Source organism: Lentzea sp. NPDC036955, from assembly GCF_055608005.1.
The window spans coordinates 540,243-555,678 of sequence record NZ_JBVJRC010000005.1; the positions used below are offsets into that span (position 1 = coordinate 540,243).

Annotated in this window: 13 protein-coding genes; 4 read left to right on the plus strand and 9 right to left on the minus strand. The window is 70.7% G+C overall.

Translation table 11 applies throughout. The features are described from left to right. Positions 1-15 precede the first annotated feature (15 nt). Both ACZ7CF_RS19835 and ACZ7CF_RS19840 read right to left on the minus strand, forming a co-directional pair. Positions 16-1,641 carry a glycosyl hydrolase family 18 protein gene (locus tag ACZ7CF_RS19835; RefSeq protein ID WP_360395350.1) on the minus strand — a complete coding sequence of 542 codons (1,626 nt, stop codon included), beginning with the start codon at positions 1,639-1,641 and terminating at the stop codon, positions 16-18. A gap of 178 nt (positions 1,642-1,819) precedes the next feature. After that, positions 1,820-4,225: an ATP-binding protein gene (locus tag ACZ7CF_RS19840; RefSeq protein WP_470370216.1), complete on the minus strand. Its 2,406-nt coding sequence runs from the start codon at positions 4,223-4,225 to the stop codon at positions 1,820-1,822. Between the two features lie 204 nt (positions 4,226-4,429). Between ACZ7CF_RS19840 and ACZ7CF_RS19845 the strand changes: the two genes are divergently transcribed. After that, positions 4,430-5,143 (plus strand): response regulator, encoded by a 714-nt coding sequence (locus ACZ7CF_RS19845; RefSeq protein WP_470370217.1) that lies wholly within the window; start codon positions 4,430-4,432, stop codon positions 5,141-5,143. 141 nt (positions 5,144-5,284) lie between these two features. Further along, entirely contained in the window at positions 5,285-6,364 is a 1,080-nt protein-coding gene (locus ACZ7CF_RS19850; protein ID WP_470370218.1) for a DNA-3-methyladenine glycosylase family protein, read from the plus strand. Between the two features lie 183 nt (positions 6,365-6,547). Here ACZ7CF_RS19850 and ACZ7CF_RS19855 read toward each other — a convergent pair whose 3' ends face one another. Together ACZ7CF_RS19855 and ACZ7CF_RS19860 are read right to left on the minus strand one after the other, a co-directional pair. Further along, positions 6,548-7,468, minus strand: a complete 921-nt coding sequence (locus ACZ7CF_RS19855) for a serine/threonine-protein kinase (RefSeq protein ID WP_360395358.1) — start codon at positions 7,466-7,468, stop codon at positions 6,548-6,550. Between the two features lie 163 nt (positions 7,469-7,631). Continuing rightward, complete coding sequence (locus ACZ7CF_RS19860; protein WP_470370219.1) at positions 7,632-9,044, minus strand: HsdM family class I SAM-dependent methyltransferase; 1,413 nt, start codon at positions 9,042-9,044, stop codon at positions 7,632-7,634. A gap of 52 nt (positions 9,045-9,096) precedes the next feature. On the opposite strand from ACZ7CF_RS19860, the gene ACZ7CF_RS19865 reads away from it, so the two are divergent. After that, on the plus strand, positions 9,097-9,792 hold the full coding sequence (locus tag ACZ7CF_RS19865; protein WP_360395362.1) for a PP2C family protein-serine/threonine phosphatase: 696 nt from the start codon (positions 9,097-9,099) through the stop codon (positions 9,790-9,792). 85 nt (positions 9,793-9,877) lie between these two features. Here the strand turns inward: ACZ7CF_RS19865 and ACZ7CF_RS19870 are convergent, their stop codons facing one another. The 3 genes from ACZ7CF_RS19870 to ACZ7CF_RS19880 all read right to left on the minus strand — a co-directional run bounded on the left by ACZ7CF_RS19870 (position 9,878) and on the right by ACZ7CF_RS19880 (position 13,563). Beyond that, on the minus strand, positions 9,878-11,638 hold the full coding sequence (locus ACZ7CF_RS19870; protein ID WP_360395364.1) for an alpha/beta hydrolase: 1,761 nt from the start codon (positions 11,636-11,638) through the stop codon (positions 9,878-9,880). Positions 11,639-11,814: 176 nt separating this feature from the next. Next, entirely contained in the window at positions 11,815-12,705 is an 891-nt protein-coding gene (locus tag ACZ7CF_RS19875; protein WP_360395366.1) for a helix-turn-helix transcriptional regulator, read from the minus strand. 39 nt (positions 12,706-12,744) lie between these two features. Next, positions 12,745-13,563 carry an oxidoreductase gene (locus ACZ7CF_RS19880; protein ID WP_470370220.1) on the minus strand — a complete coding sequence of 273 codons (819 nt, stop codon included), beginning with the start codon at positions 13,561-13,563 and terminating at the stop codon, positions 12,745-12,747. Between the two features lie 91 nt (positions 13,564-13,654). Between ACZ7CF_RS19880 and ACZ7CF_RS19885 the strand changes: the two genes are divergently transcribed. Then, entirely contained in the window at positions 13,655-14,182 is a 528-nt protein-coding gene (locus ACZ7CF_RS19885) for a TetR/AcrR family transcriptional regulator (RefSeq protein WP_470370221.1), read from the plus strand. Here ACZ7CF_RS19885 and cobF read toward each other — a convergent pair. Continuing rightward, positions 14,179-14,922: a precorrin-6A synthase (deacetylating) gene (cobF, locus tag ACZ7CF_RS19890; protein WP_360395372.1), complete on the minus strand. Its 744-nt coding sequence runs from the start codon at positions 14,920-14,922 to the stop codon at positions 14,179-14,181. The two genes, ACZ7CF_RS19885 and cobF, sit on opposite strands and share 4 nt — an antisense overlap. A 26-nt stretch (positions 14,923-14,948) precedes the next feature. Beyond that, positions 14,949-15,293: a hypothetical protein gene (locus ACZ7CF_RS19895; protein WP_360395374.1), complete on the minus strand. Its 345-nt coding sequence runs from the start codon at positions 15,291-15,293 to the stop codon at positions 14,949-14,951. Positions 15,294-15,436: the final 143 nt, after the last annotated feature.

Below are 15,436 nucleotides of genomic sequence, written 5' to 3' on the forward strand. Positions count from 1 at the left end.
GGCGTTGTCGAAGGACTACCCGAGGGCGTTCTTCATCGCGGTGATCAACTCTCCGTTCGCGGTGTCACCCGTGAGCTCCCAGAAGAACGCGCCGCCCAGACCCTGGCCGCGTGCCCACTGGATCTTGCTGGTGATCGTCTGCGGGGTGTCGTAGCTCCACCACTGGCCGTTGCAGAACGCGTAGGCCGTGCCGGCGATCGTGCCGGTGGTGGGGCACTTGGTCTTCAGGACCTTGTAGTCCTCGATGCCCGCCTCGAACGTGCCGGGAGCCGGGCCGGTCGCCGTGCCACCGGGGGTGGCCTGCGTGACGCCCGTCCAGCCGCGGCCGTAGAAGCCGATGCCGAGCAGGAGCTTGCTGGCCGGAACGCCCTTCGAGCGCAGCTTCGAGATCGCGGCCTCGGAGTTGAACCCGGCGGTCGGGATGCCGTTGTACGACGTGAGCGGGGAGTGCGGAGCCGTCGGGCCCTGGGCCGCCCACGCACCGAAGTAGTCGTACGTCATGACGTTGTACCAGTTCAGGTACTGCGCCGCGCCGCCGTAGTCGGCCGCGTCGATCTTGCCGCCGGCGGAGCCGTCAGCCGTGATCGCAGCGGTCACCAGGAAGTTCTGGCCGAACTTGGTGCGCAGCGCCTGCGACATGTTCTTGAACGCCGCCGCACCGCTCGTGTCGCACGACAGGCCACACGCGTTCGGGTACTCCCAGTCGATGTCGATGCCGTCGAACAGACCGGCCCAGCGCGGGTCCTTCAGCAGGTTGTAGCAGGAGTCGACGAACGCGGGCAGGTTCCGCGACGCCTCACCGAAGCCGCCGGACCAGGTCCAGCCGCCGAACGAGTACAGCACCTTGAGGTGCGGGTACTTCTTCTTCAGCTTCATCAGCTGGTTGAAGTTGCCGCGCACCGGCTGGTCCCACGTGTCGGCCACGCCGTCGACGGCTTCCGCCGCGGTCATCGCCTTCTCGATCGCGGGGAAGGCCTCACCGATGGTGCACTTGCCGCCGACCACGTTGCCGAACGAGTAGTTGATGTGCGTGAGCTTCGACGCCGAACCCGAGGTGTCGATGTTCTTCACCTGGTAGTTGCGGGCCGGGTACACACCCCACTCCGTGAAGTAGCCCAGGTTGATCTTCCCGGGAGGCGGCGGCGGACCGGTGGTCGTCGTCGTGGTGGTCGTGGTGGTGGTCGTCGTGCTCGTGGTGGTGCTGGTCGTGGTCGTGGTGGTCGGGTTCGTCCCGCCCGCCTCGCACGAGCCGCCGTTGAGCTTGCAGTTCGTCGGCGCACCGAACGTGCCGGTGTACGAGCCGTTGAAGCCGAAGCTCACCGACCCGCCGGCACCGATGTTGCCGTTCCAGGTGTTCTTGACCGTGACGTTCTGACCGCTCGTCGTGTACGAGCCGTCCCACAGCGAGGTCACGCGGTGGTTGGCCGGGAGCGTGAACTCCACGGTCCACGACGTCAGGGCCGCCGCGCTGTTGTTCGTGATCGTGTACTTGCCCTCGAAGCCCGTTCCCCAGTCCGAACCCTTGGAGAACGTGGCGGAAACGCCACCGGCACCGCTCGCGGCGGGCACGACGACGATTCCGAGGACCATCGCGGCTACTGCCGCGAAGAGAGCAGCTAGATGCCATCGGAACTTGGACATCGGTCTCCTCAGTCGCAGGGGGTGCCTGAACGATGTGGTTTAGACCACTTGAAGGTCAAGGTCTAGACCTCTGCCGTCACTCGAACGGACTAGTGCTGATGCGGTTCAGAAGCCTTTTCCGCCGCCACGCCCTACTGTCGGTCGATGCGCGCAAACCTTTGCGCAGCCCGGTGGCCGGTCAGCCGATGGCGCGTTCCGCGCCCCACGCCGCGATGTCCTCGCGGCTGCTCAGCCCGAGCTTGTCCCGCAGGCGCTGCAACCGGGCCGCCACGGTGCGGACGGACACGTTGAGCCGGTTCGCGATCTGCTGGTTCGTCAGTCCGGCCGACAGCAGCGCGACGACACGCCGTTCGTGGTCGTCCAGCTCGCCGTGCGCGGCCTCCGTGCGGTCGAGCCACACCTCGTCCTGGATGAACGCCTCGATCTCGGTCGGGCTCAAAGGGGTTGCGGCCTCATCGGCCCGCTGGGTGGGCAGCATCAGCCGCGCGGTGTTCATCGCACCGGCGACCTTCTCGGCCCAGAACGGGTCCGGCACAACGCCGACCGACCGGCGCATCGCACGCCCGGTCGCTTCCAACCGCAGCGCACGCTCAGCCTGACCGCGCAGCATCGCCGCTATGGCGAGGCCTTCCAACGCGTCCGGGGCGCTCAGCGGGTTCACGCCGTCCATCCGCAGCGCCTCCCGGAAGGCGTGCGCCGCCTCGTCCAGATCGCCCTGCACCAACGCCACGGCACCCCGCGTGGTGAGGGCACCGGCGATGCGCGCGGGCACACCCGACGTGCGCGAGATCGGCAACGCCTTCATGACCGCCTTCTCGGCGCGTTCGTGCTTGCCCAGCGACAACGCCGTGCGCGCCAGGTCGACCAGGCACGTCGCGCGCGCAAGGGGTTCACCGAGCAGCTCCGCGACGCGCAGGCACTCGGTGTTGTTCTCGTCCGACGCCTCCCAGTCGCCGCTCGACTGCTGCACCGCCGCGAGCGTGCTGCGGCAGCTCATCACCAGCGCCGGGTGACCGATGCCGCGCACCAGCCGCGACGCCTCACCGGACAGCTCGACGGCCTCGTCGCGGTCACCCTGCTCGGCGGCGAACCTGGCCGCGTGGTTGAGCGCCACACACCGGTAGTCGTCCCTTGTGGACGGTCGCCGCAACGCGTCCCGCAGCAGCGCCCTGGCCTGGCCGAGCCGCCCCCGCCGGGCAGCGCAGTCGGCGAGCGCCGCGGTGAGCAGCAACAACCGCTCGTCAGCGCGGTCCGCGGCCCACTCGACGGTGCCGAGCAGGCTGTCGACGTGGTTGTCGAGCCGGTCCTGCACCTCCGCCGGCATCGACAGCGGCGCCGTGATCAGCACGTCCGACAGGTCGGTGAACCACCGCGCCAGCGCCTCGAACGCGACGTCCAGCTCACCCGCCACGGCCAGCTTCTCCCTGGCGTGCAGGCGAACCGGCTCCAGCTGCCGGAACCGCGTCGTGCCCGGCACCGCGGTCAGCAACGACTTGGCCTGCAACCGGGACAGCACGTCCAGCACCGGTTCCGCCGACCGTTCCGTCGAACACACCTCGGTGGCCGCCGCCAGGTCGAACCCGCCGTCGAACACGCTCAGCCTGCGCAGCACGAACTGCTCGTCCGGCTGCAGCAACCGGTAGCTCCAGTCGATCGCCTCCCGCAACGACCGCTGCCGCGCGGGCGACTTGCGGCAGCCCAGCGTCAGCAGCTCCAGCGGCTCGTCCACGCGGTCGCAGATGTCCGCCACCGGCAGCAGCTGCACCCAGCGCGCGGCCAGCTCGATCGCCAGCGGCATGCCCTCCAGCCGCGCGCACAGCAGCGCGACCGCCGCCGTGTTCTCCGGCGTGAGGCGGAAGTCCGGCTTGCGCTCGCGTGCGCGTTCGACGAACAGCTTCACCGCCTCCGACCGCGGCGCCGCCGTCGTGACCAGGTCGCGGTCCGTCGACGGCACCGGCAGACCCTCCACGTGGAAGCTCACCTCACCGCTGATCCACAGCGCCTCCCGGCTCGTCGCGAGCACCCGCACACCGGGACAGCGGTTCAGCAGCAGGTCGGCCAGCTCCGCGCACGTGTCGAGCAGGTGCTCGCAGTTGTCGAGGACGACGACCACCCTCATGTTCACGAGCGTTTCCAGCACCGTGTCCCGCAACGGCTCGTCCGACTGCTCGACCCCCAGGGCGTGCGCGACGGCCGGCAGCACGGCACCACCGTCGGTCACCTGACCCAGCTCGACCAGCAGCACCCGGTCCGTGCGCCCGCGCCGCAACCGCCCCGCCACCTCCAGCGCGAGCCGCGTCTTGCCCGCACCCGCACTGCCCACGAGCGTAACGAGACGGTGCCGGCGCAGGAGCTGGTCGAGCTTCGTCAGCTCCTGCTGCCGCCCGACGAACGCGTCCCTCGCCGCGGGCAGGTTCGCCAGCACCCGCGGCTTCTGCCTGGTGGCGGGCGCCCGCACGGCCGAGCTCACCCGCCGCCGGTAAGCCCGTTGGCGGCAGGCGTTGGAGCAGTAGGACCTGCGCTGCTCCGAGGTCGAGGGAGGCAGCGCGCCGGCGCACAGGGCACACCGTCCGGTGCTGGTCATGAGCGCCTCTCCTCCAGCCGTAACGGCAGCCCGGTGCCGTCTCGCGGCGGTGTTCCCGCAGGTGGCGGTGGTTGTTCGAGTGCATGCACCCCGTTACGCCCCGGCCTGCGCGAGACGGTGCGCACCGCGCTCGTTATGCCTGCCTTCCCCCGACCCTCGTTCGGCAACAAACTGGTGGCTGGTCCGGTCTGACGGGGAGAACGCATGACGGTGACGACGAGTGCTTCGCGGACGAACGGTGGGCTGCAACTGGTGAACAAGCCGCGCACGACCACCGTCGGTATCGCCGACGACGAGGTGCTGATCCGCACCGGCGTCCGCGGCGTGCTGGAACGCTCCGGCACCATCGCCGTGGTCGGCGAGGCGAGCGACGGCACCGGCGCACTCGAACTGGCCCGCCGCCACCGCCCGCAGGTCCTGCTGCTGGACGCCGCCCTGCCCGGCATGGAGGGTCTCGCCGCCGTCCGCATGATCCGCAGGCACGCCCCCGGCACCCAGGTGATCATGCTCTGCACCCCGCCCACGGAGGAGCTGCTGTTCCCCGCACTGCGCGCCGGAGCAGCGGGCTTCCTGCCCAGGAACGGCGACCCCGACACCCTCGTGACCGCCGTCCGCGCCGTGGCCGCGGGCGAAGCCGTCCTCTCCCCGTCCGCCACCCGCGCCCTCGTGGACCACTTCACCGGCGCCGACTCGGACCGCCGCGACGCCGCCCGCAGCCGCATCGGCCTGCTCACCCGCCGCGAACAGGAGGTGCTGGTGTACCTGGCCCAGGGCATGGCCAACGCCCGCATCGCCCGGCTGATGTACCTGTCGGAAGGGGCGATCAAGGCCCACGTCAGCCGACTGCTGACGAAACTCCGCTGCGACAACCGCGTCCAAGCCGCCCTCATCGCACGCGACGCCGCCCTTCCCTGCTGAAGTCCACCCCTGTCGCAACGGCGCGACAACCAGCCTATCCAGGCCTGATCGCATCGCGAAGCAGGTCACCCGGTTGGCCCCGTCGCGGTGATGTCCCTTTCCCGCCAGCATTCGACGGCGCACACGGGCACTATTGAGGACATGCACCACTCCGCGCCCTCGGCCCGCGCGTCCATCGTCGAGCGCGCAACACTTCTGCTCGCCGACGGTTTCGTCGACCGCTCCGGCGTCCGCGCACTGGCGTCCCACCTGGGTTGCACCACAAGCCATCTGCGCACCCAACTGGTCGACTCCCTGGGCGCCGACGCCCGAACCCTCTCCGCCGCGTTCGCCGCCGGCCGCGCCCTGCCCGCCATCACCGCACTCCCGCACCAGATCCCGCTCCGCCTGCCGTTCCACACCCCGCTGTTCCCCGACAACCTCTTCGGACACCTCATCGCCACCGCCGTCCCCGGCGTGGAGGAGTGGCGCGACAACACCTACCGCCGCACCCTCCGCCTCCCGCACGGCCCGGGAATCGCCGCACTCAGCCCCCGCCCCGACCACGTGGCAGCGGTGTTCGCCTTGACCGACGTCCGCGACCTGCCCGCAGCGGTGGCCCTGTGCCGCTTCCTGCTGGACCTCGACGCCGACCCGTCCGCCATCGACACGGCACTGGCCGCGGACCCGGTCCTCGAACCGTTGGTGCACAAGGCCCCCGGCCGCCGCGTCCCCCGCACCGTCGACGGCGCCGAGTTCGCCGTCCGAGCAGTCCTCGGCCAACAGGTCTCCACCGCCGCAGCTCGCACCCACGCCGCCCGCCTGGTCCAGCGCTTCGGCACCCCGGTCGCCGACCTCCACCTGTTCCCCCTGTCGTTCGACCCGGCGACCCTGGCCGTGCCGACCTCCCGCCGCACGACCATGGCCGCGCTGCTCGGTGCCCTGGAGTCCGGTTTGGACCTGTCGATGTCCGCGGACCCCACCGTCGTCCGGGAGGCTCTGCACGCTTTGCCCGGCTTCGGGCCGTGGACCGTGGAGTCCATCGCGATGCGCGCCCTGGGAGACCCGGACGCCTTCTTGCCGACCGATCTCGGGATCAAGCTGGCGGCTGCGTCACTCGGGTTGCCGGTGACTCCGGCGGCGTTGAGCCGGCGGGCTGCGGAGTGGCGGCCTTGGCGGTCCTATGCGGTGCAGCACCTGTGGGCCACCGGGGAGCACGAGGTGAACCGCATTCCGTCGTGATCCGGCCATGGCTCGCACCGCCGGAGTGCGGCTTCCGCGCGCACGTCATGGCTTCCGCCGCTCACGGCGTGATCGCTTCCACCGCGCGGCTTCCGCCTACGACTTGGCTTCTGTGCCCACGGCCTGGCTCGCACCGTCCGCACCGCTTGTGGCGCGGTTCCGCCACCCCTACCGCGTGCCCGCCTACTGCCTGACCCCCGCCACCCGAGGCGCGCCCCCGCCATCCACCGCACGGTTCCCGTACCGCCGCTGCACGTTGGCGTACATCGTCCCCGTCGACCCCTCCGCCACGAACCCCGGCAACGCCGGCACATCCCTCGAAACCCCTTGCAGCGCCTCGAAAACCTCCCGCGCCGACCCCGGCCGCCCGTCCGGCTCCTTGGCCAGCAACCGCTGCACCACCCCGTTGAGCCCGCCCGCGACGGCTCGCGGCACCTCGCGCACGTGCCGTTCGAACACCGCGTACGCCGTCGGGCCGGTGAACAGCTGTGCGCCGGTCAGCATCTCGTGCAGCACGCACCCCAGCGCGTACAGGTCGCTGCGCGGCTCGGCGACTCCGCGCTGGATCTGCTCGGGCGCCATGTACGAGGGGGTGCCCAGGATCTGGCCGGCGCGGCTGAACGGGGCCACGTCGCTCTCCCGCAGCAGGGCCAGGCCGAAGTCGAGGACCTTCACGGCGCCGTCGGGGCAGAGCATCAGGTTCGTGGGCTTGAGGTCGCGGTGGCAGATGCCGCGGTCGTGGGCCGCGGCCAGCACGGCGGCGGTCTGGGCGGCGATGTTGGCGGCCCACGGTTCGGGCAGGGGGCCGAACTCGTCGACCAGGTCGGCGATGGTGACGCCGTCAACGAACTGCATCACCTGGAACAGGCGCTGGTCATACGTGCCGAAGTCGTAGAGCACCGGGACGCCGGGGTGTTCGAGCTTCGCCACGATGCGCGCTTCGCGTGCGAAGCGCTGCTGGACCTCCTCGTCGCTCCCGGGCAGTTGCAGGAGCTTGACCGCCACGCGGCGATCCAGGCGCAGGTCGCGGCCGCGGTGCACGGCGCCCATGCCTCCCCGGCCCAGCGGCAGGTCGTCGATCTCGTAGCGGTCGGCGATCAGCACCGGCGCAGCCTAACCGCCGCCGGCGACGGGCTGTTCCGGTTCGCGTGCGGGTCCCAGTCGCCTGTCCCGCGCGCTTCCTCGTCAGCGAGGCGGGCGAGACCGCGAATCCGGACATCTCGATCGGGTGAATTGGGGTCACGGTGCGTGCTCATCGCCGTGCGCCCTACGCAGGTCCGATCTGGCCGCCGAGCAACCCGTTGTATCCCAAACGGACCAGCTCCGCAGCGCCCTCCAGGCTGTCCTCCAGGTCCCTGAGCTGCACGAACGCGCGGCCATAGCGTCGTTGTTCGTCCAGCGGCAGCGACGGGACCTGGGTGCGGCGGACGTCCAGGCGCGTCGAGCCGGTGGGGGTGCGGGCGAGCGCGGCGCGGAGCAGGCCGGTCAGGTAGTCCGGGTCGAGGCGGGCCGGGTCGATCTCGTAGGTCGCGCCGGTCGGGGACGTGACGACGTGCGGGCCGGGGGCCGCCCGGAGCAGGTCGCCGATGGTCGTCATCGGCGGCAGGACGCGGTCGTGCAGTTCCGGCGGCTCGGGCATCGAGTACTTCGCGCGGGTCTCCACGTAGGCGCGGCCGTGCTGGCCGCGCAGGCGGCCGGGGCTCAGGTCGACGTCGTCGTCGAGGAGGTCGAGCACGCGCGTGTTCGGATCGAGCGACTCCGGGCGGTCGACCGAGTCGGGGGAGTCGAGCAGCGTCACGTGCTCGGGTGCGCGGTCGCTCGGGTGCGGGTGGCGCAGCAGCCACAGGTCGCGGCCCGGCTGGACGGTGATCACCGCGGTCACGGCGCCGGCGCGCAGGAGGTTGCCGCGCACGCGTTTGCCGGCCCGGCGGGAAGCCGCGGCGGACGGCATCAGGATCGCGACGGGCGCGCCCGGCCTGGCCAGCGACAGGCAGTGCTGCGCCCAGGCCAGCTCGGGTTCGCCGCGCGGCGGCTGGCCGTGCGTCCAGCGCGGGTCACCGATCAGCTCCTCGTGGCCCCACGCGCGGTCGTGCCACGGCGGGTCGCACAGCACGGCATCCGCCTTCTCGACGATCCCGTTGTGGCGCAACGAGTCGCCGTCCACGACGTAGGCGTCCGGCAGGCGGCGGCGCGCGATCGCGGCCAGCACCGGGTCGAGCTCCTGGCCCACCTTGCGGCGCGCACCGGCCAGCTTCAGCAACGAACCGGTGCCGCACGCCGGGTCGGTCACCGTGCCGTCGTGGGCTTCGGTCAGCGAGACCATCAGCCGCGCGACCTCCGGCGGCGTCGGGTTCAGCAGGCGGGAGTGGGCGGCCGCGTACCGCTCGTGCAGGTACTCGAACGTCGCCGCGTCCGCCTCCACGGCCAGCAGCGCCGAACCGAGCTTCAGGTCGTCGACGGTGCGCAGCTGGGTCCAGAGGCGCTCGGCAGGGGAGACGCGGAACGGCTTGCCGTTGCGCCGCAGCCATGCTTCCACGTCGCGCAGCAGGTACAACGGACTGGAGGCCGTGCCACCGACCGGCGCCGGGAAGTCGTCGAACCGGCGCCGCCAGTTCGACACGGCCGCGCGGCCCACGTCTGCCAGGCGCGCGATGTCACCGGCGTTGACCGTCTCATCCATGTTCACAACCGTATTGCTTGTGAAGTGACTTCACAAGTGATCTACTGGTGGCATGACACACGAGCTGCGCATCGCCGTGGCCACCGATCCGGGGCTGGTCCGTGAGCAGAACGAGGACTCGGTGTACGTCCGCGCGGACCTGCAGGCGGTGGCCGACGGGATGGGCGGCCACGAGCACGGCGAGCTCGCCAGTGCGATCGCGGTGGACGTTCTGGCGCACTGGCAGGGCGACCTCGGCCCGGCCGTCAGCGAGATCGCGCGCCGGCTCGACGAGGAGGCTCCGCAGGGCACCGGCACCACGCTGACGGCGATCCGCTGGGAGGGGCTCGCGTTCCAGCTGGCCCACATCGGCGACTCCCGCGCGTACGTGCTGAGGGAGGGCGAGCTGCGCCAGCTCTCCCACGACCACACCATGGTGCAGGCCCTCGTCGACGCCGGCCGGCTGACGCCGGAGGAGGCCGCCGGGCACCCGCGCCGCGCGTTCGTGCTGCGGGCGCTGCAGTCCGGCAACTCGCACGACCCGGACCTGTCCTGGCACCAGGCGCACCTCGACGACCGCTACCTGCTGTGCAGCGACGGTCTCACCGACTACACCGACCTGGGCGACGTGCACGAGATCCTGCAGTCCACAGAGGACGGCACGGAGGCCGCCTGGCAGCTCGTCGCGCTGGCCAACGGCAACGGCGGCCCGGACAACATCTCGTGCGTCATCGTCGACGTCGTCCGCAAGAAGTGGTGGCAACGCTAGAAGGCAAGCGCCGAGGACCAAGCGCCGCAAAGCAGAAGTGGCCCCCGGGAAGCTTTCCCGGGGGCCACGACCGCAGCTCAGACCGTCAGAGGTTCGACGGCATGCCCGACTCGTCCGCCTGCGCGGTGGACGACGAGCTCAGCAGGTCCTTCACGATCTTGTTGGCCTTCTTCACGGCCGGCGTGATCATCTTGATCTTCACCTTGCCGTTGGAGAGCGTGCCGCCCACCTGGAACGTCTCGGTCTCCCCCGGCAGCGGCAGCGCCTGGCAGCCCGTGAACTGCTTGCGCGGCGTGGCACCGGTCTGGAAGTAGAACGTGATCGGGTCGTCGACGCAGTCCGTGTTGTACGGGAACAGGCCGTGCGAGCCCTCGTTGTCGACGCTGATCAGCTTCGCGCCCGGCAGCGCCTTCGTGGTGGACACGCCACCCTCGTACGGCGTCGCCGCGTCCAGCTCGCTCTGCGCCAGCAGCACGCGCGGGAAGGTCTTCTTGTCCGGCGCGGGCTTCGAGTTCTTGGTCTGCCAGTACGCGCACAGCGGCGTGCTCATGAACGGCGCGATGAACGGCGCGTTCACGGTCAGGTCGGCCTTCCAGTAGTTCCAGTACTGCAGGTTCTGGTTCCACTGGCCGTCCTGGCAGCGGATCGCCTCGAACGTCGCGTCCCAGGTCTCGACCTCGGCGGCGGCCGTCGTGGACTTGACCGCGACGCGCTCCTTCTTCTCGATGGCCGCGAGCGCGTTCGCCTTGGCCTTCGCGATGAACTCGGCGTTCTCCGGCGACAGACCCGGACGCGCCAGCATCTTCGCGACGAGCGCCTCGACGCGCTGGGCGGTGGTGCCCTCGGTCACCGTGCCGGCCACGGTCGCCACCGCGGAGGCCGCGACCTCGTACTGGCTGGTGTCGTACATCGCCGGGATGATGAACCAGGCGGTGAACAGCTGGCCGAGGAAGTCGCGCGTGCCGCCCGCCTTCTCCCAGTTCTTGCGGATCTCGAACGGGTCGGTGCCCGCCTCGTAGATCGCGTTGTTGCGCGCCACGTACGGCAGCAGCGCCTCCTGGAACTGCCGGTCACGGCTGCGCGGCTGCAGGTCCCACGTCTTCTCGAGCGTGGTCTGCGAGGCGTCGACGGCCGAGTCGAGCAGGAAGCGGTGCACCTTGCCCGGGAACACCGTGGCGTACCAGGTGCCCAGCCACGTGCCGTAGGAGTAGCCGATGTACGAGGTCTTCTTCTCCCCGAGCAGCACCCGGATGAAGTCCATGTCGTACGCGGTCTGCTCGGTGGTGATGAACTGCGTGAGCGGGTTCTCCAGGCAGCCGGCGACCTTCGCGCGGTTCAGCACGTCCTCGTCGGTCGAGCTCGGGACCGTGTAGGAGCACTTGAGCGGCGTGGACAGGCCGACGCCGCGCGGGTCGAACCCGATGAAGTCGTACTGGCTCGCCAGAACCGGTGCGCGCAGGGCCATCGCCGCACCCCACGGCAGGCCGGAGCCGCCGGGGCCACCGGGGTTGACCAGCGCGATGCCCTGGCGGGCGGTGCCCTTGTAGGCGGTCTCGGTCTTCGAGACCCTCAGGTCGATCGTGTTGCCGTCCTGCGGGTTGTGCCAGTCACGCGGCACCTTGACCGTGGCGCACGCGAGCCCCTTGACGGTCTTGAACCGCGCGACCGTCTCCTCCGCGACGCCGGGGAAGGTGCACTCCTCCCACTTGATCGTCTGGGTGGTCAGCGCGCCCGCGAGCGCCGCCGTGTCCGGGTCCGCCTTCGGTGCGGCCTGCGCCCCCGGTGAGAGCGCGAGGCTCGAGACGGCGAGCGCCCCGGCCAACGCGACTCTGAGAGTCTTCGTCACTGTCGATCCCTTCCTGCCCCCGCACGGCCTGATGAGCCCGTGCCTTCAGAGGAGGAGAAAGGTTTTCAACGCCGTTTAACACGTCTGGGTGATGGCAGAAAGTCGCCATGTCTGGAATCCGTCACCAAAGAGTGCCACAGAGTGATGAACGACTGCCGCACGCTAACCCGTTGTGATCAAAGCCAGCCGCGCCGTGACGCCTGCACCCCGAGCTGGAACCGCGTCTGCGCCCCCAGCAACTGCTGCAGCCGGCTCACGCGCCGGTGCACCGTCCGGTCGCTGACGCCGAGCTCCCGCGCGATCGACTCGTCCGTCAGGCCCGCGCTGAGCAGTGACAACAACCGGTGCGTCGCCAGCGTCGGCTCGCCACCGACGCTGTCCTGCCCGCCGGCCGTGACCGGCACGCCCATCCGCCAGAACGCCTCGAACAGCTCGATCAGCGCGCTCAGCAGCACGGACGGGTGAATGAGCAGGGCGACGACGTTCGCGCCCGTCACCGTCGGCACGGCGATCAACGCCCGGTCCGAGTCCGCCACGACGAGCTTCAACGGCACCCCGGGGAACGCCCGCGCCTGCTCGCCGACCGCGATGCTCTCCTGCACCGACGCGAACCCCTGCGGGTCCTGCAAGAGCGACGAGTCGTAGACCACCCGGTAGGAGACCCCGCGGGCCAGCGCCGGCGGCTGCGCGGGACTCGCCTCCGGCTGCGGGCTCAGGTACGAACCGGGGTCGAGCGCCCGCACCTCGGTCTTGGCCTGGCTCTGCATCTCCTCGAACGCGGTGATCACCTCGTCCGCGTCCCTGAGCACCTCGACGAAGTCCGCGTCCAGCCCGCCCCGCCCGGCGTAGGCCCGCGCCAGCACCTCCGCGGTCTCCCTGGCCCGCTGGGCGGCGACCTCGTGCTCGGAGGCGATCGCCGTCAACGCCGACCGCGGCGGCCGCACGTGCCCACCGCGGGTGAGCCCGAGCCGTTCGAGCTCCTCCAGCGCCGCACCGGGATCCGCCCTGCCGCCGCGCAACAACGCCAGGTACAGCCGTTCGGCCTCCGCCGACAAACCCCCGCGCACACCGCTCCCTCCGGTCTGAACCGAAGGTACCTGCTGCGATCAGGCGGCGGCCCGGTTGAGCGCACCGAGGAAGAGCGCGTCGAACGCCCGGTCGGACAACACCCTGCGGGCGAACAGGATCGGCCGCGCACCGAACCCCGCCGCGTACCGGGTCCTGGGCCTGCGCGCCCGAGCGGCCCTGACGATGACGTCCGCGATCACCTCCGGTTCCGACCCGCGTTCGACCTGTGAGAAGAACGCCGCGAGCGCCTCGGCCTGCTTGCGGTAGGCCCCCTGCCCGGACGTCCTGCGGAGGTTGTCCACCGCGATGCCGCCCCACTCGGTCTTGATCGCACCCGGCTGGATCACCACGACGTCGATCCCGAACGGCTTGAGCTCCAGCCGCAGCGAGTCGCTCAACCCCTCCACCGCGAACTTCGTCGAGTGGTACCACCCGCCCAGTGGCTCGTAGATCCGCCCGCCGATCGACGACACGTTCACGATCCGCCCGCTGCCCGCCTCCCGCATGTGCGGCACGACCAGCTGCACCAACCGCGCCAGCCCGAACACGTTGACCTCGAACTGGTACCGCCCCTCGGCGAGCGGCACGTCCTCGAACGCCCCGTACGACCCGTAGCCGGCGTTGTTGACGAGCAGGTCGATCCGCCCGGTCTCCGCGACCACCCGCTCGACCCCGGCGACCATCGACGCGTCCTCGGTGACGTCCATCCGCACCACCTCGATGCCGCGCTCGGCAAGCCCGTCCATCCGCTCGACCCGTCGTGCCGCGGCGTAAACCGCGTAGCCCGCCTCGTGCAATGCCAGCGCCGTCGCCTCGCCGATGCCCGACGACGCGCCCGTGACCAGTGCGACCTTCATGTCCGCGCTCCTAACTAACCGGTTGGTTGCTAACTCCAGGCAACCACGGTCGCGGTCGACTGTCAACCAACTGGTTGGTTAGAATCGGTCCGTGGTGAGGGACAGGGAAGCAACCAAGGCGAAGCTGCTGGCGGCGGCGCTGACCGAGTTCGCGGCGCACGGCATCGCCGGCGCGCGCGTCGACCGCATCGCCGCCGGTGCCGGGTGCAACAAGGCGATGATCTACGCCTACTTCGGCAGCAAGGAGGACCTGTTCGAGGAGGTCCTGAAGATCCAGATCGCGGCCGTGGTCGAGGCCGTCCCCATCACGCCGGACGACCTGCCGGGGTACGCGGGGCGGTTGTTCGAGACGTACGCGCGTCGGCCCGAGCTGCTCAGCCTCGCCGGGTACCACCGGCTGGAGAACGGGTTCGAGGCGATCTCCCGGGCCGAGGGGGAGGCGCACGTGGCGAAGGTGGCCGCGATCGCCGAGGCGCAGGAGCGCGGGGTGCTGCCGGGGGAGTTCGAGGCCGAGGAGCTGCTCGCGCTGACCGTGCACATGTCGATCCTGGCGTTCTCCACGCCGGTGGCGAGCAGGGAGCTGGTCGAGCGGGCGGTCGCGAAGCTGATCGCCGGCTAGCCCCTGCGCAGCAGGTAGGTGTCCATGATCCACCCCTTGCGCGCACGGGCTTCCTCCCGCACCGCACGGATCTCGGCAGCCACGTCCCCGACCCGCCCGGACACCAGGACCTCGTCGGGCATCCCCAGGTACGCCCCCCAGTAGATCCACGTGTCGGGGTCGACGCCCTCGAAGGAGTACTTCGCGTCCAGCATCACGGCCACGTCGTCGACGTCGGCGGGCCAACCCTCGGACAGGCGGCGGCCGGTGGTGATCTGCACGGGGCGGCCGACCTGGTTCAGCGCCACGCGGTGGCCGGCGGTCAGCGCGGCCACGGAGGTGACGCCGGGGACGACCTCGACGGTGAACTCCAGGCCGCGGGCCAGGAGGTCGTCGAGGATCGCGAGGGTCGAGTCGTACAGGGAGGGGTCGCCCCACACGAGGAACGCGCCGACCTCGTCGTCGCCGAGCTGGTCGAGGAGGGCGGCGCAGACGTCGGCGCGGTCGCGGCGCCAGGCCTCGATCGTCTGCACGTAGTTGTCGGGGGTGCGGTCGCGGTCGGGGTCGCGGCCTTCGAGGACGCGGTAGGGGCCCGTCGCGTGTTCGGCCACAATGGACTGGCGGAGGTCGACCAGCTCCTGTTTGACGGCGCCCTTGTCGAGCACGAAGAACACGTCGACCGTCCGCAGGGCCTTCACGGCCTGCAGGGTGAGGTGGTCGGGGTTGCCCGCGCCGATGCCGATGACCAGGATCTTTCGCACCACGACACCCTAGACCAGAGGTGGGATCATCCGCGCCGGTCGACGACCGCGACGAGTTTGCCGCGGGTGCGGGTGAAGTCGGCCAGGCCGACGTTCTCCACGCGCACGGTGAGCGGGCGGTCCTGTTCCACGGCGGCCGCCACCTCTGCGTAGCGGGCGAGCAGGGTGCGCCGGCTCGTGGCCGGGTCGGGTGCGCGGCCCTCTTCCAGGCGCACCACCAGTTTCTCGCCTGACGCGGACTCGTCGAGCACGAGCTGCAGTGCGCCGGAGTAGCCGAGCTCGTCCTCGACGATCATCAGGAAACGGCGGTAGTCCAACGTCTGCGCGGCGGTGCGGAACGCGTCACCGGTGCGGTCGAACTCGGTGAGCACTCCGCGGCTCCTCCGTTGCTGGGCGAATGGTTGTACCAATCGGACGTTACCGATCGGTACAACCGCCGTTCAGTCGAGCGAACGGGCCCAGCAGGGATTTTCGGTCCGCAGGGCGACCGGGATCACAGGCAGGGGAACGAGGT

Coding starts and splice junctions, on each gene's coding strand:
- ACZ7CF_RS19835 (WP_360395350.1), bottom strand. CDS start 1,641: ATGTCCAAGTTCCGATGGCATCTAGCTGCTCTCTTCGCGGCAGTAGCC.
- ACZ7CF_RS19840 (WP_470370216.1), bottom strand. CDS start 4,225: ATGACCAGCACCGGACGGTGTGCCCTGTGCGCCGGCGCGCTGCCTCCC.
- ACZ7CF_RS19845 (WP_470370217.1), top strand. CDS start 4,430: ATGACGGTGACGACGAGTGCTTCGCGGACGAACGGTGGGCTGCAACTG.
- ACZ7CF_RS19850 (WP_470370218.1), top strand. CDS start 5,285: ATGCACCACTCCGCGCCCTCGGCCCGCGCGTCCATCGTCGAGCGCGCA.
- ACZ7CF_RS19860 (WP_470370219.1), bottom strand. CDS start 9,044: ATGGATGAGACGGTCAACGCCGGTGACATCGCGCGCCTGGCAGACGTG.
- ACZ7CF_RS19865 (WP_360395362.1), top strand. CDS start 9,097: ATGACACACGAGCTGCGCATCGCCGTGGCCACCGATCCGGGGCTGGTC.
- ACZ7CF_RS19880 (WP_470370220.1), bottom strand. CDS start 13,563: ATGAAGGTCGCACTGGTCACGGGCGCGTCGTCGGGCATCGGCGAGGCG.